24 protein-coding genes and 1 tRNA gene are annotated in these 20,844 nt (G+C 70.6%); 14 read left to right on the top strand and 11 right to left on the bottom strand.

What is annotated here, in order from left to right; all coding sequences use genetic code 11:
* Positions 1-116: 116 nt before the first annotated feature.
* Positions 117-878, bottom strand: a complete 762-nt coding sequence (locus tag GA0070613_RS33455) for a hypothetical protein (RefSeq protein ID WP_089013117.1) — start codon at positions 876-878, stop codon at positions 117-119.
* A 115-nt stretch (positions 879-993) separates the two neighbouring features.
* Here GA0070613_RS33455 and GA0070613_RS16495 point away from each other — a divergent pair, with 115 nt between their 5' ends.
* From GA0070613_RS16495 to GA0070613_RS16485, 3 genes are all read left to right on the top strand, one after another.
* Positions 994-1,194, top strand: coding sequence for a hypothetical protein (locus tag GA0070613_RS16495; protein ID WP_231929920.1), 201 nt, complete (start codon positions 994-996; stop codon positions 1,192-1,194).
* A gap of 99 nt (positions 1,195-1,293) precedes the next feature.
* Entirely contained in the window at positions 1,294-1,602 is a 309-nt protein-coding gene (locus GA0070613_RS16490) for an ArsR/SmtB family transcription factor (protein ID WP_089015989.1), read from the top strand.
* A 2-nt stretch (positions 1,603-1,604) separates the two neighbouring features.
* Positions 1,605-2,147, top strand: a complete 543-nt coding sequence (locus tag GA0070613_RS16485; protein WP_089013116.1) for an SRPBCC family protein — start codon at positions 1,605-1,607, stop codon at positions 2,145-2,147.
* 10 nt (positions 2,148-2,157) lie between these two features.
* Here the strand turns inward: GA0070613_RS16485 and GA0070613_RS16480 are convergent, their stop codons facing one another.
* The gene (locus GA0070613_RS16480) at positions 2,158-3,366 is read right to left on the bottom strand and encodes an FAD-dependent monooxygenase (RefSeq protein ID WP_089013115.1); all 1,209 of its coding nucleotides are present in this window, start codon (positions 3,364-3,366) and stop codon (positions 2,158-2,160) included.
* 71 nt (positions 3,367-3,437) lie between these two features.
* On the opposite strand from GA0070613_RS16480, the gene GA0070613_RS16475 reads away from it, so the two are divergent.
* Positions 3,438-4,016, top strand: coding sequence for a TetR/AcrR family transcriptional regulator (locus tag GA0070613_RS16475; RefSeq protein ID WP_089013114.1), 579 nt, complete (start codon positions 3,438-3,440; stop codon positions 4,014-4,016).
* On the opposite strand, the gene GA0070613_RS16470 is transcribed toward GA0070613_RS16475, so the two are convergent.
* Together GA0070613_RS16470 and GA0070613_RS16465 are read right to left on the bottom strand one after the other, a co-directional pair.
* Positions 4,006-5,253: an MFS transporter gene (locus tag GA0070613_RS16470; RefSeq protein WP_089013113.1), complete on the bottom strand. Its 1,248-nt coding sequence runs from the start codon at positions 5,251-5,253 to the stop codon at positions 4,006-4,008. The two genes, GA0070613_RS16475 and GA0070613_RS16470, sit on opposite strands and share 11 nt — an antisense overlap.
* 77 nt (positions 5,254-5,330) lie before the next feature.
* Positions 5,331-5,810, bottom strand: coding sequence for a hypothetical protein (locus GA0070613_RS16465; RefSeq protein WP_408631004.1), 480 nt, complete (start codon positions 5,808-5,810; stop codon positions 5,331-5,333).
* Between the two features lie 741 nt (positions 5,811-6,551).
* Between GA0070613_RS16465 and GA0070613_RS16460 the strand changes: the two genes are divergently transcribed.
* The 3 genes from GA0070613_RS16460 to GA0070613_RS16450 all read left to right on the top strand — a co-directional run bounded on the left by GA0070613_RS16460 (position 6,552) and on the right by GA0070613_RS16450 (position 9,689).
* Positions 6,552-7,832, top strand: a complete 1,281-nt coding sequence (locus tag GA0070613_RS16460) for a quaternary amine ABC transporter ATP-binding protein (protein WP_331716735.1) — start codon at positions 6,552-6,554, stop codon at positions 7,830-7,832.
* Positions 7,829-8,719, top strand: a complete 891-nt coding sequence (locus GA0070613_RS16455) for an ABC transporter permease (protein ID WP_089013110.1) — start codon at positions 7,829-7,831, stop codon at positions 8,717-8,719. The genes GA0070613_RS16460 and GA0070613_RS16455 overlap by 4 nt, the downstream gene beginning before the upstream one ends.
* An 82-nt stretch (positions 8,720-8,801) precedes the next feature.
* Positions 8,802-9,689: a glycine betaine ABC transporter substrate-binding protein gene (locus GA0070613_RS16450; protein WP_089013109.1), complete on the top strand. Its 888-nt coding sequence runs from the start codon at positions 8,802-8,804 to the stop codon at positions 9,687-9,689.
* Positions 9,690-9,807: 118 nt separating this feature from the next.
* Here GA0070613_RS16450 and GA0070613_RS16445 read toward each other — a convergent pair whose 3' ends face one another.
* Positions 9,808-10,212 (bottom strand): hypothetical protein, encoded by a 405-nt coding sequence (locus GA0070613_RS16445; protein WP_089013108.1) that lies wholly within the window; start codon positions 10,210-10,212, stop codon positions 9,808-9,810.
* A gap of 272 nt (positions 10,213-10,484) precedes the next feature.
* Positions 10,485-13,331, bottom strand: coding sequence for an ATP-binding protein (locus GA0070613_RS16440; RefSeq protein WP_089013107.1), 2,847 nt, complete (start codon positions 13,329-13,331; stop codon positions 10,485-10,487).
* A gap of 144 nt (positions 13,332-13,475) precedes the next feature.
* Here GA0070613_RS16440 and GA0070613_RS16435 point away from each other — a divergent pair, with 144 nt between their 5' ends.
* From GA0070613_RS16435 to GA0070613_RS16425, 3 genes are all read left to right on the top strand, one after another.
* Complete coding sequence (locus GA0070613_RS16435) at positions 13,476-13,811, top strand: VOC family protein (protein WP_089013106.1); 336 nt, start codon at positions 13,476-13,478, stop codon at positions 13,809-13,811.
* Between the two features lie 161 nt (positions 13,812-13,972).
* A complete protein-coding gene (locus GA0070613_RS16430) occupies positions 13,973-14,449 on the top strand; it encodes an iron chaperone (protein WP_089013105.1) in 477 nt (158 codons plus the stop codon).
* Positions 14,450-14,511: 62 nt separating this feature from the next.
* Positions 14,512-14,976, top strand: coding sequence for a pyridoxamine 5'-phosphate oxidase family protein (locus tag GA0070613_RS16425; protein ID WP_231929240.1), 465 nt, complete (start codon positions 14,512-14,514; stop codon positions 14,974-14,976).
* A 5-nt stretch (positions 14,977-14,981) separates the two neighbouring features.
* On the opposite strand, the gene GA0070613_RS16420 is transcribed toward GA0070613_RS16425, so the two are convergent.
* Positions 14,982-15,440, bottom strand: a complete 459-nt coding sequence (locus GA0070613_RS16420; protein ID WP_089013103.1) for an Lrp/AsnC family transcriptional regulator — start codon at positions 15,438-15,440, stop codon at positions 14,982-14,984.
* A gap of 101 nt (positions 15,441-15,541) precedes the next feature.
* Here GA0070613_RS16420 and GA0070613_RS16415 point away from each other — a divergent pair, with 101 nt between their 5' ends.
* Together GA0070613_RS16415 and nadE are read left to right on the top strand one after the other, a co-directional pair.
* Positions 15,542-16,474 (top strand): SMP-30/gluconolactonase/LRE family protein, encoded by a 933-nt coding sequence (locus tag GA0070613_RS16415; RefSeq protein ID WP_089013102.1) that lies wholly within the window; start codon positions 15,542-15,544, stop codon positions 16,472-16,474.
* The gene (gene nadE, locus GA0070613_RS16410) at positions 16,471-17,400 is read left to right on the top strand and encodes an ammonia-dependent NAD(+) synthetase (protein ID WP_197698908.1); all 930 of its coding nucleotides are present in this window, start codon (positions 16,471-16,473) and stop codon (positions 17,398-17,400) included. Before GA0070613_RS16415 ends, nadE begins: the two co-directional genes overlap by 4 nt.
* A gap of 219 nt (positions 17,401-17,619) precedes the next feature.
* Here nadE and GA0070613_RS32780 read toward each other — a convergent pair whose 3' ends face one another.
* The 3 genes from GA0070613_RS32780 to GA0070613_RS16400 form a co-directional block, all read right to left on the bottom strand.
* Complete coding sequence (locus tag GA0070613_RS32780; RefSeq protein WP_172875723.1) at positions 17,620-17,814, bottom strand: hypothetical protein; 195 nt, start codon at positions 17,812-17,814, stop codon at positions 17,620-17,622.
* Positions 17,814-18,095: a hypothetical protein gene (locus tag GA0070613_RS32775; RefSeq protein WP_172875722.1), complete on the bottom strand. Its 282-nt coding sequence runs from the start codon at positions 18,093-18,095 to the stop codon at positions 17,814-17,816. Before GA0070613_RS32775 ends, GA0070613_RS32780 begins: the two co-directional genes overlap by 1 nt.
* A gap of 480 nt (positions 18,096-18,575) precedes the next feature.
* Positions 18,576-19,793 (bottom strand): low temperature requirement protein A, encoded by a 1,218-nt coding sequence (locus GA0070613_RS16400; RefSeq protein ID WP_157746363.1) that lies wholly within the window; start codon positions 19,791-19,793, stop codon positions 18,576-18,578.
* Positions 19,794-20,212: 419 nt separating this feature from the next.
* Here GA0070613_RS16400 and GA0070613_RS33450 point away from each other — a divergent pair, with 419 nt between their 5' ends.
* A complete protein-coding gene (locus tag GA0070613_RS33450; protein ID WP_231929239.1) occupies positions 20,213-20,437 on the top strand; it encodes a hypothetical protein in 225 nt (74 codons plus the stop codon).
* Positions 20,419-20,697, top strand: a complete 279-nt coding sequence (locus GA0070613_RS33445; RefSeq protein ID WP_331716734.1) for a tyrosine-type recombinase/integrase — start codon at positions 20,419-20,421, stop codon at positions 20,695-20,697. Before GA0070613_RS33450 ends, GA0070613_RS33445 begins: the two co-directional genes overlap by 19 nt.
* A 14-nt stretch (positions 20,698-20,711) precedes the next feature.
* On the opposite strand, the gene GA0070613_RS16390 is transcribed toward GA0070613_RS33445, so the two are convergent.
* A tRNA-Ile gene (locus GA0070613_RS16390) sits at positions 20,712-20,788 on the bottom strand.
* Positions 20,789-20,844: the final 56 nt, after the last annotated feature.

Here is a 20,844-nt window from a genome sequence, read left to right as displayed (position 1 = left end):
GGCGGCGTAGCGGACGTTTCCGGCCCAGTTCCTGCCGGCGTGGCGGTACGGGGTGACGGCGCTGGTCGTCCGGGCGGCGCCGGTGAGCGGGCCGTCGGTGGCGGTCGGGGCGTCGGTCACAGGGCGGTCTTCCGGTCGTTGGCGGCGGGGTCGGCCAGCGCGGCGCAGAGCGCGTCGAGCGCCACGTCGACCTGGAGGACGGAGTACCCGCGCAGCGCCACCGGCAGACCGGCCGCCCGAGCCTGCTCGATCTCGGAGCGGGCCGCCTGCCGCGCCACCGCGTCGCCGTGGGCCAGCGCCACCTGAGCACGCCGGACCAGCTCGTCGATCCGCTCGGTCCGGTAGCCCCGCAGGCTCTCGGTGAAGTCGAGGTCGGTGCCGACGAGCCGCGCGGCGACGCGGGTCCGGGTGTCGGTGAAGCGGTCGCCCGCGTGCCGGGCCAGGGCGGCCGCCACCTCGTCGGCGCTCTGGCGCACCTGGACCAGGTCGAGCAGCTCGACGGCGGCCCGCCCGTCGACGGGGTGGCGCGCGGTGGCCCGCACCTCGGGAGGCAACGCCGCGCCGGGCACGCCGAGCAACCGTGGCGTCCCGGGACGGCCCTGCACCGGCGGCCCGTCGGCGAGCGCCAGCGCGTCGAACTGCTCCCACCGGTACGTCCCGCGCAGGCCGGGCCGCCGGACGTCCAGACCGTCCGGGCCGATCGCGAAGCGGAACGGCCGCAGCGCGCCGAGCAGCACCACGCCGCCGAGCACGGCTGCGCCCACCGCGACCAGCGTCGACAGGAACCGGCTGGCGCCGCCGACGGCCAGCACGGTCACGCCGCCGACGACGCAGACGGCGGCCAGCACCAACGGCCCTCGGTTCCGGTGCAGCTCCATGTCGTACCCCCGTTCGCGGCGTCGTGGTCGGGTGCATCATCCGTCGGCTTGTCAAGGGGTGGACACCGGGCGATCGGGCACGGTTGCGGCGGCGTCGAGGGGGAAACATACGCGGATGAGCAGCTATCGCGATCCGACCCTGCGCGGCGACGTGCACCCCTCCGAGGAGGAGATCGACCCGACCGGGGTGGGCCCCGACCCGGCCGGCGCGCCGTCGGCCTACCCGACCGCTCCGGTGCCGGCGCCCACCCCGGAGCCCGAGCCCGGCCCCGCGCCCGGACCGGGACCGGCGCCCCGGACGGCCGCCGGCGGGTGACCCGGGCCGGTCCGGTCGGCGTGGGCGGCGTGGTCCCACGGAGCCGGGACCGTGCCATATTCCTTGACAGTCATATGCTTTAGGAGGCATATTGGGGTGGTGTCCGTCGACGCCTTCGCCGTGCTGGCCGAGCCGAGCCGGCGCCGCATCCTGGAACGGCTACGCCGCGCCGAGAGCAGCGTCGGCGACCTGGTGGAGGCGCTGGGGATGAGCCAACCGGCCGTCTCCAAGCACCTCAAGGTGCTCCGCGAGGCCGGCTTCGTGACCGTCCGCACGGCGGCCCAGCAGCGCATCTACCGGCTCGACGTACGCCCGCTGCGGGCCGTGGACGACTGGCTCGGGCCGTACCGCCGGCTGTGGGCGGACCACCTCGACGCCCTCGAACGCCATCTCGACAGTCAGGAGTGACCATGGACCGCGACAGCTTCCGACCCGGCCCGCTCGCCGAGGTCGCCCGGGTGCCCGCCGACGACGGCTGGGACCTGGTCTTCGTCCGGGACGTGCGGCACCCGCCGGAGAAGGTGTGGGCCGCGCTGACCGAACCGGACCGGCTCGCCCAGTGGGCGCCGTTCCTGGCCAGCCGGGACCTGGGCACCCCGGGCGAGGCCACGCTGACCACGGTCAACGGCGACGAGAGGTTCCCCGGGCCGGCGACCGTGCTCCGCGCCGAGCGGCCGGCCCTGCTGGAGTACACCTGGGGCGACGGCCTGCTGCGCTGGGAGCTCACCCCGTCGGCCACCGGCACCCGGCTGACCCTGCGGCACACCGTCGACAAGCCCGAGCTGGCACCGATCATGGCCGCCGGCTGGCACCTCTGCCTCGACGTCGCCGGCCACCTGCTCGACGGCGACCCGGTCGGCCCGATCCGCGGGGCCGAGGCGACGAACTTCGGCTGGGACGAGCTGCGGGCCGCGTACGCCGAGCACCTGCACACCGAACCGCCGGCGCACTGACCGGCGGACCTCACGCCCCGCGCGGCTCCGGGGTGTCCGGGAGGGTGATCGCGGTGGCCGCCCTGCGGATCGGCTCGGTCACCCGGCGGATCATCCGCTCCCGGCCCGGCAGGTGCGGCATCAGGCGCAGCATCAGCGTCTGGAACCGGATCTGCGCGGCCGAGCCGAGCACCATGCCCTTGAGGTTGCGCTCGGCGAGGGACTGGTTCGCCTCGACGAAGGAACGCATCCGCCGCTCGTAGTCGGCGAAGCCGGCGACCGGGTCGCCCGCCGCCGCGGCCAGGGAGGTGGCCAGCACGTACGCCCCGACCAGACTGAGGCTGGTGCCCTGCCCGGACGCCGGTGACGGCCCGTACGCCGCGTCCCCGACCAGGGCGACCCGCCCGGTCGACCAGCGGTCCATCCGGGCCTGACTCATCGAGTCGAAGTAGAAGTCGGAGGCCTTCCACATCGCGTCGAGCAGGCGCGGCACCTGCCACCCGACGCCGGCGAACGCCTCGGCCAGCAGCGCCTTGCGGCCGGCGACGTCCCGGTGCCCGGAGGCGCCCTCCGGCGACGGGAAGATGAACATCGCCCTGGCGTCCGGCGCGCCGGACGTGCGGTAGACGCCGACGGTCCGCCCCGGCGTCGGGTGCATCAGCTCGACGCGCTCCTCGCCGAACTCCGCCGGCACGGTGAAGATGGCGATGTGGTGCCCGAGCGGCCGCAGGTGGGCCGACTCAGGGCCGAAGGCCAGCCGCCGCACGTTCGAGTGCAGCCCGTCCGCGCCGATCACCAGGTCGAACGTCCGGCGCGGACCCCGCTCGAAGCTCACCTCGACCCGGTCGGCCGACGGAGTCAGCGTGGCGATCGAGTCGTCGAAGAGGTACTCCACCTCGCGGGTGACGTCGGCGAGGATGCGGGCGAGGTCGCCGCGCATGATCTCGGCGTCGTCGCCCTCCCGGCCGCCGAAGAGCGCGGCGTCCATGGTGGCGAGCTGCGCCCCGGCCGAGTCCACGAAGCGGGCCGACCGCATCCCGGTGTCGTGCCGCTCGACCTGCCCGCGCAGGCCCATCCGGTCGATCACGGCCAGGGCCGCGCCCCGGATGTCCACCTTGTAGCCGCCGTCGCGCAGCGCGGGGGCGCGCTCCACGACGGTCGGACGGAAGCCGTGGCGGCGCAGCCACCAGGCGAGCGCGGGGCCGGCGACGCTGGCGCCGGAGATCAGGACGGTCGTCATGCAGTTCACTGTACGATTGTCTAAGACGTTTGTGCAAGACGTTTGTTCCAGAATCGGCTAGGCTGTCGACCATGGGAAATCGGGAAGACCTGCTCGCCGGCGCCAGGCGCTGCCTGATGGAGAAGGGGTACGCGGGCACCACCGCCCGGGACATCACCGCCGCGTCCGGCACCAGCCTGGCCGCCATCGGCTACCACTTCCGCACCACGAAGGCGCTGCTCAACGAGGCCCTGATCGAGGCGATGGCGGAGTGGGGCGAGGAACTGCACCGGAGCCTCACGGCGGACGTCGGCCCGGACGCCACCCCGGAGCAGCGATTCGAGGCGGCCTGGACCCGGGTCATCGAGTCCTTCGCCCGGCTGCGACCGCTCTGGGCCATCCAGTTCGAGCTGATCGCGCAGATGGATCGGGCCCCGGAGCTGCGCGAGGCCTTCGCCACCGCCAACCGGCAGGCCCGGCTGGGGCTGGCCGAGATCTTCCACCACCTCGACCCGACCACGGACGAGGCGGAGGCCCTGACCCTCGGCGCCTTCCACCAGACGCTGCTCGGCGGGCTGGCGACCCAGTGGCTGGTCGACCCGGACAGCGTCCCCACCGCGCGGGACCTGATCCGGGCGATGCGCACGGTCACCGCCGAGTTCACCGGCTGACCGGGGCGGAGGGGGCAGCGCGGGACCGCACCGGTCGGCGGAGGGGGTCGGCCGGCAGAGGGGGTCGGCCGGCGCCCGGCGAGCGCCCACCTCGCATCCGCCCGTCCGCGGCGACCGCGGAAGTCAGGCAGATCGCGGCAGCCGCCACGAGCGTGGGACGGCCGCCGAGGTGGACGACGGCGGAGCCGAGTGGGATGGCCAGAGCGATGGGTCCGAACATCGCGGTGTTGGCAGTCGCGGCCACTCGACCGAGCAGCGCGGTCGGCGTGTGCGTCTGCACGGCGGTCACCGCTGCGACCAGGGTCCAGGGCAGGCCGATGCCGGCAACCACTGAGGCGGCAACCGTGCCGGGCCACCAGGGTAGGCAGCGCACCAGGCAGTTGACGGCGAACAGCGCGGTACCGGCGATGCCCACGGTGACCGGACTCCACCGGACGATGAGCCGACCCACGACGAGGCCGCCGAGGATGGACCCGGTGCCCTGCGCGCTGAGCAGTACGCCCAGAAACGTCGTCGGCAGGCCCAGCTCCGTGGTGACGATCGCGTAGTTGGCCGCGGTCGTGAAGCCGGACATCGCGATCGACACGGCCGCGAGCGCGACGGTGATCCGCATCGTCCGGTGTCCCGACAGGACGGCGAGCCCTGCGCGGAAACCGTGCTGCCGGGCTGTCGGCAGGTCGGGTGGCGGCCGCCTCAGTCGCACGGCCGCGTAGAGGACGGCGACCAGGACCGGCGTCGCCGCGCTGAGCACGACGACCGCGTGGCCGCCGTGCCAGGCGTAGAGACCTGCGCCGACCAGGGGCGCCACGAGCTTCATGCCCTCCTGAGCGCTGGACCGCCAGCCGTTGACGTCGCCGAGTTCCGTGGGCGACAGCGCGGATGGCAGCAACGCCGTCTCGCCCGCGTCGATCAACACGTAGCTGACGCCGTAGGCGCACGACACGGCGAAGATGAGCCACGTCTGGCTCGGTCCCCGCACGGTCAAGAGGCTCAGTAGGACGGTGGCCAACGTCAGGTTGACCGCCATCACCAGTGGTCGCCGCGGCGCCCGGTCGAGCAGACCTCCCAGCCACGGGCCGGCGAGTACGGGGGCGTACACGCAGAGCCCGGCGAGGGCCGCGAGGCTGGTGGAACCGGTGAGGTCGAGAATCCAGATTCCGGCCACCAGGGACATGGCGCTGCTACCGAAGCCCGACAGCAGCGAGATCGCCACGAACAGGGCAGCATTGCGGCGCATGAGTCCTCCAAAGCTTGAGCCGGGACGACTCACATCCTCGATCTTGAGTGGAAGGGCGGCAATGTTGACAGGCGCTGTCAATGTTCTGTTGACAGCAACGCGTCCATGCTCATCGCGACAGCTCGCACGGGCGCTGGCAACGGTTCCCGCCCCGCGTTCGTCAGGTCAGCCGAGATGTACGAGGCCAACGCGTACAGCGAGCCCGGGTCGGCATCAAGGGCGGCCGCTGCGGTGCTCCGCACCAGAGCCGCACGCCGGAACCGCGAATCCCAGCGCCGGTCCGCGTCGATCCACCGCTGAAGATCGGATACTGCGCCCCGTAAAGCCGCGATCCGCGAGGAGTACCTGAGATCGAGGATTCGCCGGCGCGACCATCGTGCGGCGGCCAGGCGTTGGCGGCGTTGCTCTGCGGCCTGCCGACTGCCGAGGCCCAGCGCGGCAGCCAGCTGCGCCCACGTCGCACCCCCGTGCCGTGCGCGGTCGATGAGCTCCAGCTCCTGCTCGTCCAGCCGGGCGCGGGTAGCTGCCACTTCCGCCAGCCGGGCCATCTCGGGCATCACGTGTCAACGCTACATTGACGAATTGACGACCCGCGTTGCCGCCTCGCGCGGGCGCCTGCCGAAGGCGTACGCCGTGCTGGCCCCCCACTCAGCCCGGGGGCCATCTTCGCCAGCAGCGCCGCGTTCCGGAAGCTGTTACTAGAGCCAGACGCGCGGGGATCCCGGCCACCAGGCAGATGCTCAGCGGCGGTCACGGCGCCGGGGCTTCCACCAGAGAATCTCCGTACAGCCGATTCACCTCGAACGACGACAAGCATTTCGCGGTGGAAAACCGGACATCGCGACGACCGTCGACATCCACGCCGAAAATTGTCGAGTATGACGGTTCTCGATCAGCCGGTCGGAACCTCCCCGAACGCTGCGTGGAATCGCCCACCAGCGGGGCCTGGACATCCCAGCGAAGGCCCCACCCGGGACGTCGTTTCGGCGAGCTGGCACGATCGCACACAAAACACCCCGGCCACCCCGGTCGGCCGCCCTTCGACCTGGCCCGCTCGGTCGCCCCACCTCGTACGGGATGACCGGATCCGGCGCCCCGCCACGCACACCCACGGCGTGAATTTCTGTGGGCAGATCCACAGTCCCCGCATTCCGGACTGGCTTTTCGTCAATTGCATCGGTAAGTTTCCGGGCCTGCCCCTGTGGCCGGCTCAATGTGACAGATGTTGATATCGACGGACGAGACGCGAAGATGACCACCGATGGCATGACCCGCCGGAGGTTTTCGTCGGAGAGGGGATCGTGTCCGCGCTCGCAGTTAAGTCACTCTATAAAATATTCGGCAGTAGAGGTGAAGAGGCGGTGAGGCGCCTCGCGAACGGCGCGCCACGCGCCGAGGCCCTGGTCGGTCTTCCGGCCACCGCCGCCGTGATCGACGCGGACTTCGAGGTCAAGCCCGGCGAGATCTTCGTCGTGATGGGCCTCTCCGGCTCGGGCAAGTCCACGCTCATCCGGATGCTCAACGGCCTGCTCCGCCCGACGAAGGGCAGCGTGCGGGTCGACGGGGTCGAACTGACCTCGCTCAAGCCCGCGGCGCTGCGCAAGCTGCGGCGCGAGAAAATCAGCATGGTCTTCCAGCATTTCGCGCTCATGCCTCATCGGACCGTGCTGGAGAACGCCGGCTACGCGCTGGAGGTCGCCCGTCTGCCCAAGGCGGAGCGCCGCGAGCGCGCCCTCGACGCCCTGCGAATGGTCGGCCTGGAGGACTGGGCGGACAAGCTGCCGCACGACCTCTCCGGGGGCATGCGGCAGCGGGTCGGGCTCGCCCGGGCCCTCGCGGCCGGCACCGACATCCTGCTGATGGACGAGGCGTTCTCGGCGCTGGACCCGCTGATCCGCCGCGAGATCCAGGACCAGCTCCTGGAGCTGCAGGCCGAACTGGGCAAGACGATCGTCTTCATCACCCACGACCTCAACGAGGCCATGCGGCTCGGCGACCGGATCGCCGTGATGCGGGACGGCCGGATCGTGCAGATCGGCACCGCGGAGGAGATCCTCACCGACCCGGCCAACGGCTACGTCGCGCAGTTCGTCGCCGACGTCGACCGGACCAGGATCCTGACCGCCTCGTCGGTGATGGAGAAGCCGCACCACGTCCTGGACGTCAACGCCGGCCCTCGGGTGGCCGCCCGCGCGCTGCGGGAGACCCAGACGTCCGTGGTCTACGTGACCGGCCCGGGGAAGCGGTTCCTGGGCACGGTCACCGAGGACGAGGTGCTGCGGGCGCTGCGGGAGGGCCGGCAGAGCCTCGACGGGTACGTCTCGACCGAGCGGGTCCGCACGGTGTCGGAGGACACCGCCGTGGCCGATCTCTTCGCCGACTGCGCGGAGAGCCAGCACCCGATGGCGGTGCTGGACGCGAAGGGCCGGCTGGCCGGCGTCATCCCGCGGATCACCCTGCTCAGCGCCCTGGCCAGCGCCACTCCGGACGACGTGTCCATGGTGGACGACACGGCGCCGATGGACGAGCCGACGCGGCCCGACACCGAACTGCTCGGCGCGAAGGGAGAGCCGGCATGAGCCTGACGCAGTCGCCGCTCGACGCCGGACTGCCCCGGGTGCCCCTGGGCGCCTGGACCGAGGCGGCCGTCGACTGGGCCACCCGCACGCTCGGCCCGTTCTTCGACGGGGTCGCGGCCGTGGTCGACGCCCTCGTCCGTCCGCTGGACGACCTGCTGACCGGCGTGCCCGCGGTGGCGGTCGTGCTGGTCCTCGCCGCGCTCGGCTGGTGGCTGCGCGGCTGGAAGTTCGGGCTCGGCACCGCGGTCGGCCTCGGTCTGGTGGCCGGGATGCCGTACTGGGAGGAGACGATGAGCACCCTGGCCCAGGTCCTGGTGGCCAGCGCGCTCTCCCTGATGCTGGCGATCCCGCTGGGCATCCTGGTCGCGGAGAACCGGCGCGCCTCCGCGGTGGCCCGGCCGGTGCTGGACCTGATGCAGACCATGCCGGCGTTCGTCTACCTGATCCCCGCGATCTTCTTCTTCGGCATCGGCACCGTGCCCGGTGTGCTGGCCACCCTGGTGTTCAGCATGCCGCCCGGCGTACGGCTGACCGAGCTGGGCCTGCGGCAGGTCGACAAGGAGATCGTCCAGGCCGCGGAGTCGTTCGGCGCGCCACCGTGGATGGTGCTGCTCCGGACGAAGGTGCCACTGGCCCTGCCCACGATCATGACCGGGGTCAACCAGGTCATCATGCTGGCCCTGTCGATGGTGGTCATCGCCGGGATGGTCGGCGCCGGCGGTCTGGGCGACGTGATCATGTTCGCGTTGTCCCAGGTCGAGGTCGGTAGCGGCTTCGAGGGCGGGATCGCCGTCGTGGTCCTGGCCGTGGTGCTCGACCGGATCACCGACTCGGTGGGCGACCGCTTCCCGTCCGCGCGGGCGCAGCGCCTCGCGCGGCAGGCCTGACCGCCGCCCCTCGGCCGGCACCCCTGTACCCGCGTACGCGGGTCCGCCGGCTGCTCAAAGACAGGCAAGGAAGGACATACTCGTGTTCACGACCCTGAAGCGCGTCGTCGCGCTGGCGGTGACCGCCGCCCTGGCCCTGGGTGGCGCCGCCGCCTGCGGTGAGAACTCCGGCGGCTCGTCCGGCAACGGCAAGAAGATCACCATCGGCTACATGGCCTGGGACGAGGCTATCGCCGCCTCCCACCTCTGGCAGCACATCCTGGAGGAGAAGGGCTACCGGGTCCAGCTCAAGAACCTGGAGGCCGGGCTCGTCTACGGCGGCCTCGCCAGCGGCGACATCGACCTCTTCCTGGACGGCTGGCTGCCCCAGACCCACGCCTCCTACCTCGAGAAGTACGGCGACAAGCTGGAGAAGATCGGCGTCTGGCACGACGACGCCAGCCTCAGCATCGCCGTGCCCAAGTACGTCGAGGGCGTCGACTCGCTGGAGGACCTGGCCGCCAGGGCCGGCACCTTCGGCGGCGAGATGATCGGCATCGAGCCCGGCGCCGGCCTGACCAAAGCCACCCAGGAGAAGTTGCTCCCCGGCTACGGCCTGGACGGCACGATGAAGCTCAAGACCTCGTCCACGCCGGCCATGCTCGCCGCCCTGGACGGCGCGATCGCCGACAAGAAGCCGATCGTGGTCACCCTGTGGCACCCGCACTGGGCCTACGCCAAGTACGAGCTGAAGGACCTGGCCGACCCGAAGGGCACGTTGGGTCAGGCCGAGCAGATCAACACCCTCGGCCGGAAGGGCTTCGGCAAGGACTTCCCCGAGGTCACCAAGATGCTGGAGAAGTTCAAGATGGACGGCCAGCAGCTCGGCTCGCTGGAGGATCTGATGTTCAACGCCCACAAGGGCGATGAGGCCAAGGCCGTCGACGAGTGGCTGAAGACCAACCCCGACTACCTGAAGACGCTCTCCTGAGCGTTCTTTAAGGCGGGTGGCCGACGCGGGCGGCGAGGCGACTGCCTCGCCGCCCGGCGTGTTCCTGCTCGACGTGGTCGGCCGGCGAGGTCTGCAGCCGCCAGGCCAACGGCATCCGTCAGCCGGGCGATCTGCGCGTACGGCGGCGGATCAGCCCGGCTCCGGCACTCACCATGGAGGTACCGGCGGCCGTCCCGACCAGGACCAGGACCGCTCCCACCGCCCAGAGGCCGGTGTCGTCGGTCGAGGCGGCGTGCGCCGCCCAGGCGACCGTGAACGCGACCGTCATCACCGGCACCACCACCCACGGGCTGAGCAGCCAGCCGCCGACGGCGGCGATCAGGGCCAGGGTGAGGACGCAGCCGACCACCTGCCACGGCGCGTACGGGCCGCTGGTCGCGCCGGTCTCCGGGTCCACCGTGTACCCGGTCTCCCAGCCCAGCCAGGCCCACCATGCCCCGACCGTCGCCGCCCCGATGATCAGGCCGCCGAGCAGGGTACGCGTCCACGTCGTCTGGTTCACAGCCTGATCCTTCCCGTCGGGGTCGGTATCCGGATGAGCACGCGTACCCAAGGTCGCCGTACGGTGGATCCTGCTGTGCGGCCGGCGCTCACGCCGGCGCCGTACCGCGAACCGCCCCGGCCCGGGCCGTCAGCCGAATCGACCCGTCCGGGTCGGCGGCGGCGGGCTCGGGTGGGCGAGTCTGCCCGCGAACGTTTTCGGGTGTTCGGCCGCCACGCGCAACCTCTCGATCGCCATCAAGATCGCCTGGCTCCTCAGCGCGACCGCTGCCGCTACCGGCGCCGGGTGCCCGCACGCATGGCGAGGGTGTCGAGGGCGGCAAGACCGATGTCGGCCAGGGCCGCCGCGCCGGTCGCGGCATGCTCACCGCTGGTGAGTACGAGCGTCCGCGCCCACTGGTAGCGGCAGCCGGCGGCGTCGAACGCCGCCGCGGCGGCGAGCATCCGGTCCTGGTCGCCGTCGAGTAGGGCCTCTGCCCGCTCCAGCTGGGCGCCGGCGATCGGATTGCCGGCCACGATCGTTCGTGCGGCGGTGATGCGGCGGCGTGCGTCGGGGTTCCCGGTGAGCGCGGCCGCCTCGGCACGCAGCGCGAGATACCAATGCTGCCACACCCAGATGACCCACTCGTCCATCTCGTCGGGCTCGGCCACTAGCCCCGCCATGGCCCGGTCGGCCCGACCGTGGTGGAGGAAGACGATCGCATCGAACACCGCGCTGTAGCCGGCCTTCTGCTCTGGTGCCATATCGAGCTTGTCGACGACGGCCAGCCACTCGGCTCTCGCCCCGTCGTCCTTGCGCAGGCCGTGGACCATCGCCACCGCGGCCGCCGCCATCGCGAGGTTGGGGGCATGCCGGCTTCCGGAGCGCTCCCACGCATCGAGGAACCGCCTGCTGCCGACGAGCACATCGTCGACGTTGCCCGCCAGCGCATCCGCCACCAGTAGCCGGGACGTGGCGAAGTCACCCCGTTCGGCCAGTAACGGCAGGTCGCGAAGCTGCTCGCCCCACCGGCGGGCCCCCTCCAGGTCACCCACTCCGATGCAGGTCTCGGCCGCCTCGGAGAGCGCGTTCGCCCGCTCATGCGCGCTGGCTGGCGTCACCGGCACCGAGGCGAGCAGCTCGACTCGTCGATGGGTCGTGTCCGCGGTGGCGAAGGTATCGCCTGCCCAGCACTGGGCAGCGGTGAGCGCGTCGAGGGCCGCGCTGTGGGCCAGCGGATCGCCGGTCCGGTGAGCCAGGTCGACTGCCCGCTCGGCGAGCGCGATTGCCTCCGGCACGGCCGTGTCTGGCTTCCCCCTGTCCGCATCGACGGCGTCCGTGAGAACCCCGCACTCGGCCAGGGCCACCGCGGCCTGGGCAGCGGGGTCGTCGCCGGCCAGCTCGCGTGCCGCGGAAAGCAGCACCGCAGCCTCACCCGGCGGTGGCGGCAGGGAGAACGTGCCGGAGAACCGATAGACGGTGGCCGCGGCCGTGGCCAGGTCGCGGGCGGCCCCGGCGGTGTCCCCGGCGCTACGTGCGGTGTCTGCGGCGGCGCGGTAGAGCCGGTACATGTCCTCGCCACGCATGCGACAACCAGCCACCGCCGCGGCGTACCGGAGCGCCGACCCCGCGGCGACCGGGTCACCGGTGAGCGATGCCGCCTGTTCGTACCGCTGCTGGGCCTCGCCGACCAGATTCCTGGTGAAGGTCAGCTGAGCTAGGGCCAGTGCCAGGCCGTACGCGTTGGCACGGTGATCGGGCTCGTCGGCCGCCCAACCGAGGGCGGCCCGGATGTCATCGGCCGCCGTGTCGAACCTGGCTCGCCACACCCCGGTGCCCGGCGGCGTATCCCGCGCCAGCTCGGTGGCAGTCGCCAAGCACCAGCGCAGGTGGCGAGATCGGACATCGTCGAGCTCGCCGGCACTAGACAGCTGCTCCACTCCGTACTGGCGGATGGTCTCCAGCGTGCGATAACGGGTGCCGCCAGGGGAAGGGGTCGCCGTCAGCAGGCTCTGCTCGGTGAGCCGGGCCAGCCCGTCCACCACCGCGGCCGTTTCGAGCGGCGCGAACCCGGCCACCTGCCGAGCGGCGTCCACCGTGAACGGAGCCACGAAGACCGCGATGCGGCGCAGCAGCGTACGATCGGCCAGCTCGAGGAGGGCGTGGCTCCAATCCAGCATGGCCCGTACCGACCGGTGCCGGTCGTCGGCCCGGGCGCCGCCGGTCAGCAGCCGCAGCTGGTCGGAGAGCACGTCGGCGAGGCCGTCCAGGCCGAGCGTGGGCAACCGGGCGGCCGCCAGCTCGATCGCCAGCGCCACGCCGTCCAGCCCGCGGCAGATCTCTGCGGCCTGGTCGCGCTGCTCCGGCGCCAGCGGCGAGCCCACCGCCGCGGCCCGGTCGAGGAACAGCGCGACCGCATCCGAGTCACCGTCGCCGGTCAGCGACAGCGGCGGGATGGGATAGACGCGTTCGAACGGCACCATCAACCGGGCCCGGCTGGTGGCCAGCACGGTCAGCCGCGGGCAGCCGGCGAGCAGCCGCTCCAGGAACGGTGCCACGCCGTCTCGCACGTGCTCACAGTTGTCCAGGACGAGCAGGGCGTGCCGGTCGGCCAGCGCGGCGATCACCGACTCGTCCATGCCACGGCTCTGCTGCTCGCCGATGCCGACCGCCGCGGCCACCGCCGCCCCGACCATGGCGGGGTCGGTGACCGGGACCAGGTCGACGAACCACACACCGTCGGCGAAGTCGCCGGCCGCCTGCGCCGCGATCGCCAGCGCCAGCCGGGTCTTCCCGACCCCGCCCGGGCCGACCGCGCTCACCTGCCGGTGCGCTTTGACCGCCTCGGCCAGCGCCGCCCGCTCCCGTACCCGGCCGACGAACGAGGTCACCGGCGCGGGCAGCCCGAGGGCCGCGTCACCCCCGCGCGCGGCCCGACTCCACTCGGTCGCGAGCTGCGCGAGCGCCCGCCGGTCCGGCGCACCGAGCTTGCGCAGCAGCGAGGACACGTGGGTCTCGACGGTGCGGACGGAGATGAACAGCCGCGCGCCGATCTCCGCGTTGCTGAGGTGCTCCCCGAGCAGGGACAGCACCTCGGCCTCCCGGCCTGAAATCCCTGCCTGAGCTACCACGGGTTCCATCCTGCCGTATACGTAGGCGCCACTCCGTGGTGGTTCCCGTGGTCGGCACGGATGTTGGCCTGCCGCAGCCGGGAGATGCTCTAGCCGTGGTCATGACCGACCACACCAACCAGGTCGATGTGACCCACGACTTCAGGAGCAATCATGATCAAGACCGTGCTGCATCCCGTTTCCGACCTCCCGAAGGCCAAGGAGGTGTATACCGCGCTGCTCGGCGTAGCGCCGCAGACCGACAGCTCCTACTACGTCGGCTACGAGGTCGACGGCCAGCAGATCGGGTTGGTGCCGGCCGGCGGACCGCAGGGCATGACCTCGCCGGTGGCCTATTGGCACGTGCCGGACATCGAGGCGAAACTGGCCGAGGTGACCGCGGCGGGTGCCACCGTGAAGGAGCCCGTGCGCGACGTCGGTGGCGGCCGCCTGGTGGCCACCATCACCGACCCCGACGGCAATGTCCTCGGACTGCTACAGGACCGCTGAGCGGGTCTGTATCTGTTCATGCTGCCGTATGCCGCCAAGTGGCGCAGCGTACGGCGCACCACTGACGAGATGTGAAGTACTGGCCATGGACCTGGGCGCTGGACTGCGTGCCGATCCAAACCGCGATGTCATAGCCAACTCGTAGGAGAGGAAGACCTGCAATGAGAGACAGGAAGAAGTCCGCCGAGAGCACCGCCGCGAACGACAAGACCTACGAGGGATTCACGGGCGAGGAACGAGCCGCGATGAAGGAACACGCCCAGGAACTGCGGACGGCCGCGCGCCGCGGGCCGCGTACGGCCAAGGCGGACGGTGAAGGTGACGTGCTGGCGAAGATCGCCGAGATGTCGGAACCGGATCGCGTCATGGCCGAGCGGCTGCATGCCGTCATCACAGCCAGCGCGCCAGCCCTCTCGCCGAGGCTCTGGTACGGGATGCCCGCGTATGCCAAGGACGGCAAGGTCGTCTGCTTCTTCCAGAGCGCACAGAAGTTCAAAACGAGGTACGCGACGCTCGGCTTCAGCGACGAGGCGAACCTCGACGACGGCGCCATGTGGCCAACCACCTTCGCTCTGCCGAAGTTGACCGCCGAAGACGAGGCAAGAATCGGCGCGCTCGTAAAGCAAGCGGTGAACTGAGGACTGCGAGCGCGACGATCAGACCGTCGCGCCGCAGCAGATCAATAATCATCGCTCGAATCGTGGACAGGAGGCTCGACGCCATGGCACCCCCACCCCGACCGCCCGAGCAGCGCAAAAAGGACACACTGCACCGGCTCGAACACGACGTCGACGCCTGGGTGGCCACCGCCGATCCCGTGGGCACGCCGTATCTGGTACCCCTGTCGTTCCTCTCGGACGGCGAGACGCTCTTGATCTCGACGGCGGCCACCAACCCCACGGCTCGGAACCTCCGCGCCAGCGGGCGGGTCCGCCTCACGATCGGGCCAACCCGCGACGTGGTGCTCATTGAGGGATCTGCGGTGGTCGTCGACGAGGTCACGGACGAGGTTGGCGACGCGTTTGCGGCAAAGACAGGGTTCGACCCACGGAAACAGCGGAACTACCCGTACTTCCGCATCCGACCGGAGCTGATCCAGGCCTGGCGCGAGGCCAACGAGATCGTGGGCCGGGATTTGATGGTCGCCGGTGAGTGGCAGGTGTAGTGCTCTTAGCTGGAACCGTTGCCGCCGAGGTACATGGGCCGTTCGAAGAAGGTCTCCAGTACGACGATGGTCTGGGTGCCGGTGACGCCGTCGACGGCGAAGACTCGTCGCAGCACGGCCTGCAGCTCCTCCGTGGTCGAGGTGCGGATCTTCACCAGCAACGACGCCGACCCGGCGATGACGTGCGCCTCCTGGATCTCGGGGATGTCCGCCAGCGCGTCGCGGGTCGGCGGGTCGCCCATCCAGGCGCTTCCCTGCAGCATGACGTAGGACAGCACGCCGCGGCTGGCCGCGGCTGGATCGACGTCGACGGTGGTACGCCGGATGACACCGCGCTCGCGCAGCTTGCGCACCCGCTCATGGGCCGACCCCGCCGACAGCCCGACCGCCTGACCCAGGGACACGTACGACTGCGTGGCGTCGACCTGCAGCTGCGCCAGCAAAGCTCGGTCGATGCTGTCCATATGCGCTCCAAGATGTGAATCGTATAACACTGCTGTTGACCATATCAGATTCGGCAGGACAGGCTTCTTATCGAACATCATCTCAAGCCGAGGAGGCTTCGGTGGCTGAGACCATCCCTGCTCAGTTCCAGGTGCTCGACGAGCGCTTCCGCTACTGCGACGGCGACTACGTCGTCGAACGCCTGCACACCGGTTCACGCAAATCGGAGGGCCCGGTGTACTTCCCAGCCGGGCGCTACCTCGTCTGGAGCGACATCCCCAACGACCGGCTCATGCGCTGGGACGAAACCACCGGCGCCGTCGGCGTCTTCCGGCACTGCTCCGGGTACGCCAACGGCAACACCATTGACCGCCAGGGCCGGCTCATCACCTGCGAACAGGGCAATCGGCGGGTGACCCGCACCGAACACGACGGCGCCATCACCGTGCTCGCCGACCGCTTCCACGGCAAGCGGCTCAACAGCCCCAACGACGTCGTCGTACGCGCCGACGGCACGATCTGGTTCACCGACCCGAGCTACGGCATCCACAGCGACTACGAGGGCAACAAGGGCGACAGCGAGTTCGGTGGTGCCTGCTACGTGTTCCGCCTCGACCCGGCCACCGGCGACCTGCGAGTCGTCGCCGACGACTTCTGCCGGCCAAACGGTCTTGCCTTTTCCGCCGACGAGCAGCGAATCTACATCGCCGACACACGCCAGGAACCCAGTCACATCCGCGTCTTCGACGTCACGGCCGAAGGTGCCCTGACCGGCGGGAAGATCTTCGCCGAATGCGACTTCGGACGCTTCGACGGCCTGCGCCTCGACGACGCCGGTCGGGTCTGGGCCGCAGCCTGGGACGGCGTGCACTGCTTCGACCCCGACGGCACCCTCATCGGCAAGCTGCTGCTGCCCGAGTCCGTCGCCAACCTCACCTTCGGCGGACCCAAACGCAACCACCTGTTCATCACCGCCGCCACGAGCCTGTACGCGCTGCGCGTCACCGTCAACGGCGCCCGTTATCCCGAGCCGATCCAGCAGGTGCAGCGGTGAGTCACGCACACCTCGCATCGGCCGGATGGCAGCGCCACATCGCCGAGGACCTGGCGGTGACAGCTGGCTTCGACCCTGCAGCCGAGGCCGACCGGCGAGCACAACTACTCGTCGACCAGTTGATCACGACCGGCCGCCGGACCCTGGTCCTCGGCATCAGCGGGGGCATCGATTCGGCTGTTGCCGGGCGGCTGTGCCAACTCGCCGCCGAAGAAGCCCGCCACGCCGGGCACCACGCCACATTTGTTGCGATGCGCCTGCCGTACGGCAGCCAGCGGGATGAGGACGACGCTCGCCTAGCGCTCACGTTCATCCAACCCGACACCGTGCTCACTGTCGACATCCGGCCAGCCAGCGACGCAGCCCTGTGTGCACTGGCAACCGCCGGGCTTACCTTCCGCGACGCGCACCACCAGGATTTCGTGCTCGGCAACATCAAGGCGCGGCAGCGAATGATCGTGCAATACGCCGGGGCAGGCGCACTCGACGGTCTTGTGGTCGGCACCGACCATGCTGCCGAGGCGGTCATGGGGTTCTTCACCAAACACGGCGACGGGGCCGCCGACATCGTGCCCCTGGCCGGGCTGACAAAGCGGCGAGTCCGAGCCGTGGCCCGAGCACTTGGCGCTCCTGAACGCCTGATTCACAAGACCCCAACCGCCGACCTGGAAGACCTCGCACCCAGCAAGCCAGATGAACACGCATTAGGGCTGACCTACGCTGACATCGACGACTTCCTGGAGGGACATCCCGTCGCACCGGACGTCGCCGACACAATCATTGCCCGCTATCGCCTCAGCGCCCACAAACGCAACCTGCCCATCACCCCCCGCACAACACTCCGCCCCGGCTCCCTGGAACACGACAACCAAACTGCAAGCCCACGAGCGGGGAAGGACTCGGTCGCCGCCGGCTCGGTCTCGTAGGGAGCGAATGTGGAGGCCGTTCAACGCGTGCTGGGGCATGCGTCGGCAGCGATGACGCTGGACGTCGTCTACGCGAACCTGTTCGAGGACGACCTGGACCAGGTCGCCGAGCGCCCCGACCGCGCTGCGGCTCGTGCTGCATCTGCGGGCTGGGCGAGCTGCCGTAACGGTGCGGCCGGCGGGACCGCCGTGTCGACGGCCCCACCGGCCGCTGCGGCGTCAGCCGCGGTACGACCTCTCGAAGTAGTCCAGCTCCATCCGGTACCTCTCCCGGTGGCGCTCGATCCCCTCGACGTCGATCAGCATCGGGTCCAGCTCGCCACGTCCGTCCCGCGCCGCCGCGAGGACCGCGTCGATGCCCTTGGAGGCCGCTTGCATACCGCTCAGCGCGTCGAGCAGATCCCGATCGGCCATTACCGCTCCCCCTCCAGACGCCGGGTCCGGAACTCGTTCCAAGCCAGGGTCTCCCGCTGCCGCAGCGCGGTCAACGCCGCTCGGTCCACACCGGCGTCCATCCGCCGCTCCAGCGGCTCGAAGGCGGCCTCCAGCTGGGCGCGGGCGGCCAACCAGGCCCGCAGCGCCTCCGCTGCCGGCGTGTCGCCCCGGACCGCGTACCGGTCCCCGCTGCGACCGGCCGGGACCGGCCCACCTGCGCCCAACTGCTTGCGCAGCCAGCGCCCGAGGCCTCCCGCCACTGGTTCTCCGTCCTAGCGCACGCTGTCGCCGTCCGCCTCACTTGAGCCCTCGCTTGATGATGCCGACGCCGGTCACCAGAGGATTGCTCTGCAGAGCCGGCAGTTCCGTCTTCCAGAACACCGCGTCGCGCCAGTATCCCCTCGTGAAGGCGGCAACCTGACCGGAGGCGTCCGACCATCTCGGCGTGACGTCAGCTCGGACTTCTGAAACGCGGCAATACAGGCCCTGGCGTATCACCATCGATGCCGGCAAGTAGCGTCACGCGCCCGATGCCGCCTCTTTGTGGCTCACATCCGCTCGCGGCCGGGCCGGCATCCGCGCAGCGGACTCGAACCCGCGACCGAGGGATTATGAGATCAAAACGGGCGACCAGGCAAGCAGCGAGGATGGGCTCCTAGCAGCGGAAACACCTTTCGGCATCTCTCACCACTCCCCTGCCGTCCGTGGACCTCTTGCGGATTGGATGCGGACCGCCTCCGCTAGGCGGACGGGGACGGGGCCTCCGGTGGGCGGCCGGCGGCGCGTCGAGCGTCCGCGACGGCGACCCCGAGCAGCACGACCGCAGCGACGATGGCGGCGAGCAGCGGCGGGCCGAAGAACAGCGGCGGCGCCAGCAGGACCAGAGCGGCGATGCCGACGAGCCGGCGCACGGCGAGCCGGTTGAAGACGACCCGTTCCAGCCGACTGCGGCCGAACAGGAAGACCGCCGGCCCGCCGAGGATGACCATGAGCCAGGCCGGCACGGAGGGCCCCTGGGGGTGCGCCAGCACGATTTCCGAGCCAGCCGCGGTGGCGGTGATGCCGAGCACCATGAGCACATGGGCCACGCCGACGATCCCGCCGGCAGCTGCCTTGTTCGACGACATCTCGACGGCCTCGGCCAGCACCTGGCCAGCGCGATAGAAGTAGATCCGCCACATCAGCACGGACGACAGGAATGTGATCACCAGGGCGGTCGTTGCGGCGAGCGTGGCGGGGTGGTTGGCGTACGTGAGGCCTATGGACAGCACCGTCTCGCCGAGCGCGATCAGCAACAGTTGCTGGTAGCGCTCGGGGAGGTGTCGGCTGCTGGCCATCGCCCACGCGCTGGTGGGCGCTCGGTGCATGCCGGGTACCGGCCATCCGAGCCGCGCCACGACCATGTCCACGGTGATGGCGATCAACCACAGGGCCAACCGGTAGTTTCCGCGCATCACCGCCCCGGCGAGCCAGATGACGCCGGAGACGCTGGCCCAGATGGCCAGGCGGGTGTAGAGCGCCCGTACCTCCTCGTGCTCCCGTAACAACGGCCGGAGCAGCAAGGGGCGTCCGATATGCAGCAACACGTACACAACGGCGAAGGAGGCGCCGCGTTGCTCGAACTCGTACAGGGACGTCGCCATGATCAGCAGGCCGAACGCGCTGACCAGGACCAGCAGCTGAATCCAGCCGTTGCGGTAGTCGAACCGGCTCGTGATGTACGCGGTGGTCGTCCACAGCCAGAGCAGCGGCAGGACCAGAACGACCGTGTACAGCAGCGCCAGCCAGCGCACGCCGACGTTGTCGGAGAGAAGGTCCGGCACCATCCGGCCTATGACCCCGATCAGGGCGAACACCAACACCAGGTCGAAGAACAGCTCCAGGAAGCTGGCCTGCTGGGCGTCCTCCTCGCCGCGCAGGATGCCCCCGGTCGGTGCCGGCTTCGATGGTCGCCCCATCCCACCATGATCGCCGGAGCATTGCCTGGCGCGTACCGATTTCACCCGTTTCATCGACCCAGGCGGTGACGGCGGTAAACGCTTGCGCGGGCCAGGCACGGATGACACCCGCGCCGATTCGTCCGCGTTTTTGGACGCCCAGCTGAGTAAAGAGCGGATCTCTGAGGAGGGCCGGGGCTCGGGGCGGAGCCCCGAGGTCTTCGTGATCCTGATCGCTCGTCAGCGTGGCCGGCCAGGCCCGGCCGATGCCGGCCGAAGGTAGCCAGCAGGCCGGAGCCGGGCCGGCGCGGCCCGCTTGCGGGCCGCCCTTGATCCATAAGAGAACAATTCGGCAGCATCAGCGCACTTGGGGAGTGCGTGGCCGCGCTACGGGTGCGGCGCTGGACCTGGTGAAGCGTCGGTTGCTCGTGGCGGAGTCGGTGACTGAGGTCAACGGACGGGCGGTGTTCGGCACGCCGAAGACGCACCAACGCCGGTCGGTGCCGCTCCCCCGGTTCCTGGTCGAGCCGATGGCCACGCAGCTCGCCGGCCGCGCCCGTGACGAGCTGGTGTTCACGTCCCCGGCTGGCGAGGTGCTGCGCAACAACAACTTCCGCCGCCGCGTCTCGACCGAGCTGCGGAGTCGATCGGCCTCGCCGGCCTGACACCGCACGAGCTCCGGCACACTGCGGCCAGTCTCGCGGCGGCCGAGGGCGCCAACGTGAAGGCGGTGCAGCGCATGCTCGGGCACGCCTCGGCGGCGATGACGCTGGACGTCTACGCGGACCTGTTCGAGGACGACCTGGACCAGGTGGCGGACCGCCTGGACCGGGCGGCGGGTCGTACCGCTGCGAACTCAGTGCGGACTGACGGCGTTGGTCCGGATCTTGACGCGGTTCGTTCAGGTCCTCGTCGGCATGCCTGACCAGGGGTTTCGCGTGGTGGGGCGGGCGGGACTCGAACCCGCGACCGAGGGATTATGAGTCCCCTGCTCTAACCCGCTGAGCTACCGCCCCGCTACCGCGCCGGATCGTAACCCGCCCGGTCGATCTCCGACCACCACCGAAACGGG

The sequence above is a fragment of the Micromonospora inositola genome (assembly GCF_900090285.1).
GTDB classification, from domain to species: domain Bacteria; phylum Actinomycetota; class Actinomycetes; order Mycobacteriales; family Micromonosporaceae; genus Micromonospora; species Micromonospora inositola.
The sequence above is the reverse complement of the archived record's forward strand: the minus strand, read 5'-3'. Positions and strand labels throughout refer to the sequence as shown.

Excerpts from the sequence above, each read along its gene's own strand:
- GA0070613_RS33455 (WP_089013117.1), bottom strand. The coding sequence starts at position 878 with ATGGAGCTGCACCGGAACCGAGGGCCGTTGGTGCTGGCCGCCGTCTGC.
- GA0070613_RS16495 (WP_231929920.1), top strand. The coding sequence starts at position 994 with ATGAGCAGCTATCGCGATCCGACCCTGCGCGGCGACGTGCACCCCTCC.
- GA0070613_RS16485 (WP_089013116.1), top strand. The coding sequence starts at position 1,605 with ATGGACCGCGACAGCTTCCGACCCGGCCCGCTCGCCGAGGTCGCCCGG.
- GA0070613_RS16480 (WP_089013115.1), bottom strand. The coding sequence starts at position 3,366 with ATGACGACCGTCCTGATCTCCGGCGCCAGCGTCGCCGGCCCCGCGCTC.
- GA0070613_RS16475 (WP_089013114.1), top strand. The coding sequence starts at position 3,438 with ATGGGAAATCGGGAAGACCTGCTCGCCGGCGCCAGGCGCTGCCTGATG.
- GA0070613_RS16470 (WP_089013113.1), bottom strand. The coding sequence starts at position 5,253 with ATGCGCCGCAATGCTGCCCTGTTCGTGGCGATCTCGCTGCTGTCGGGC.
- GA0070613_RS16465 (WP_408631004.1), bottom strand. The coding sequence starts at position 5,810 with ATGCCCGAGATGGCCCGGCTGGCGGAAGTGGCAGCTACCCGCGCCCGG.
- GA0070613_RS16455 (WP_089013110.1), top strand. The coding sequence starts at position 7,829 with ATGAGCCTGACGCAGTCGCCGCTCGACGCCGGACTGCCCCGGGTGCCC.
- GA0070613_RS16440 (WP_089013107.1), bottom strand. The coding sequence starts at position 13,331 with ATGGAACCCGTGGTAGCTCAGGCAGGGATTTCAGGCCGGGAGGCCGAG.
- GA0070613_RS16435 (WP_089013106.1), top strand. The coding sequence starts at position 13,476 with ATGATCAAGACCGTGCTGCATCCCGTTTCCGACCTCCCGAAGGCCAAG.
- GA0070613_RS16430 (WP_089013105.1), top strand. The coding sequence starts at position 13,973 with ATGAGAGACAGGAAGAAGTCCGCCGAGAGCACCGCCGCGAACGACAAG.
- GA0070613_RS16420 (WP_089013103.1), bottom strand. The coding sequence starts at position 15,440 with ATGGACAGCATCGACCGAGCTTTGCTGGCGCAGCTGCAGGTCGACGCC.
- GA0070613_RS32780 (WP_172875723.1), bottom strand. The coding sequence starts at position 17,814 with ATGGCCGATCGGGATCTGCTCGACGCGCTGAGCGGTATGCAAGCGGCC.
- GA0070613_RS16400 (WP_157746363.1), bottom strand. The coding sequence starts at position 19,793 with ATGGGGCGACCATCGAAGCCGGCACCGACCGGGGGCATCCTGCGCGGC.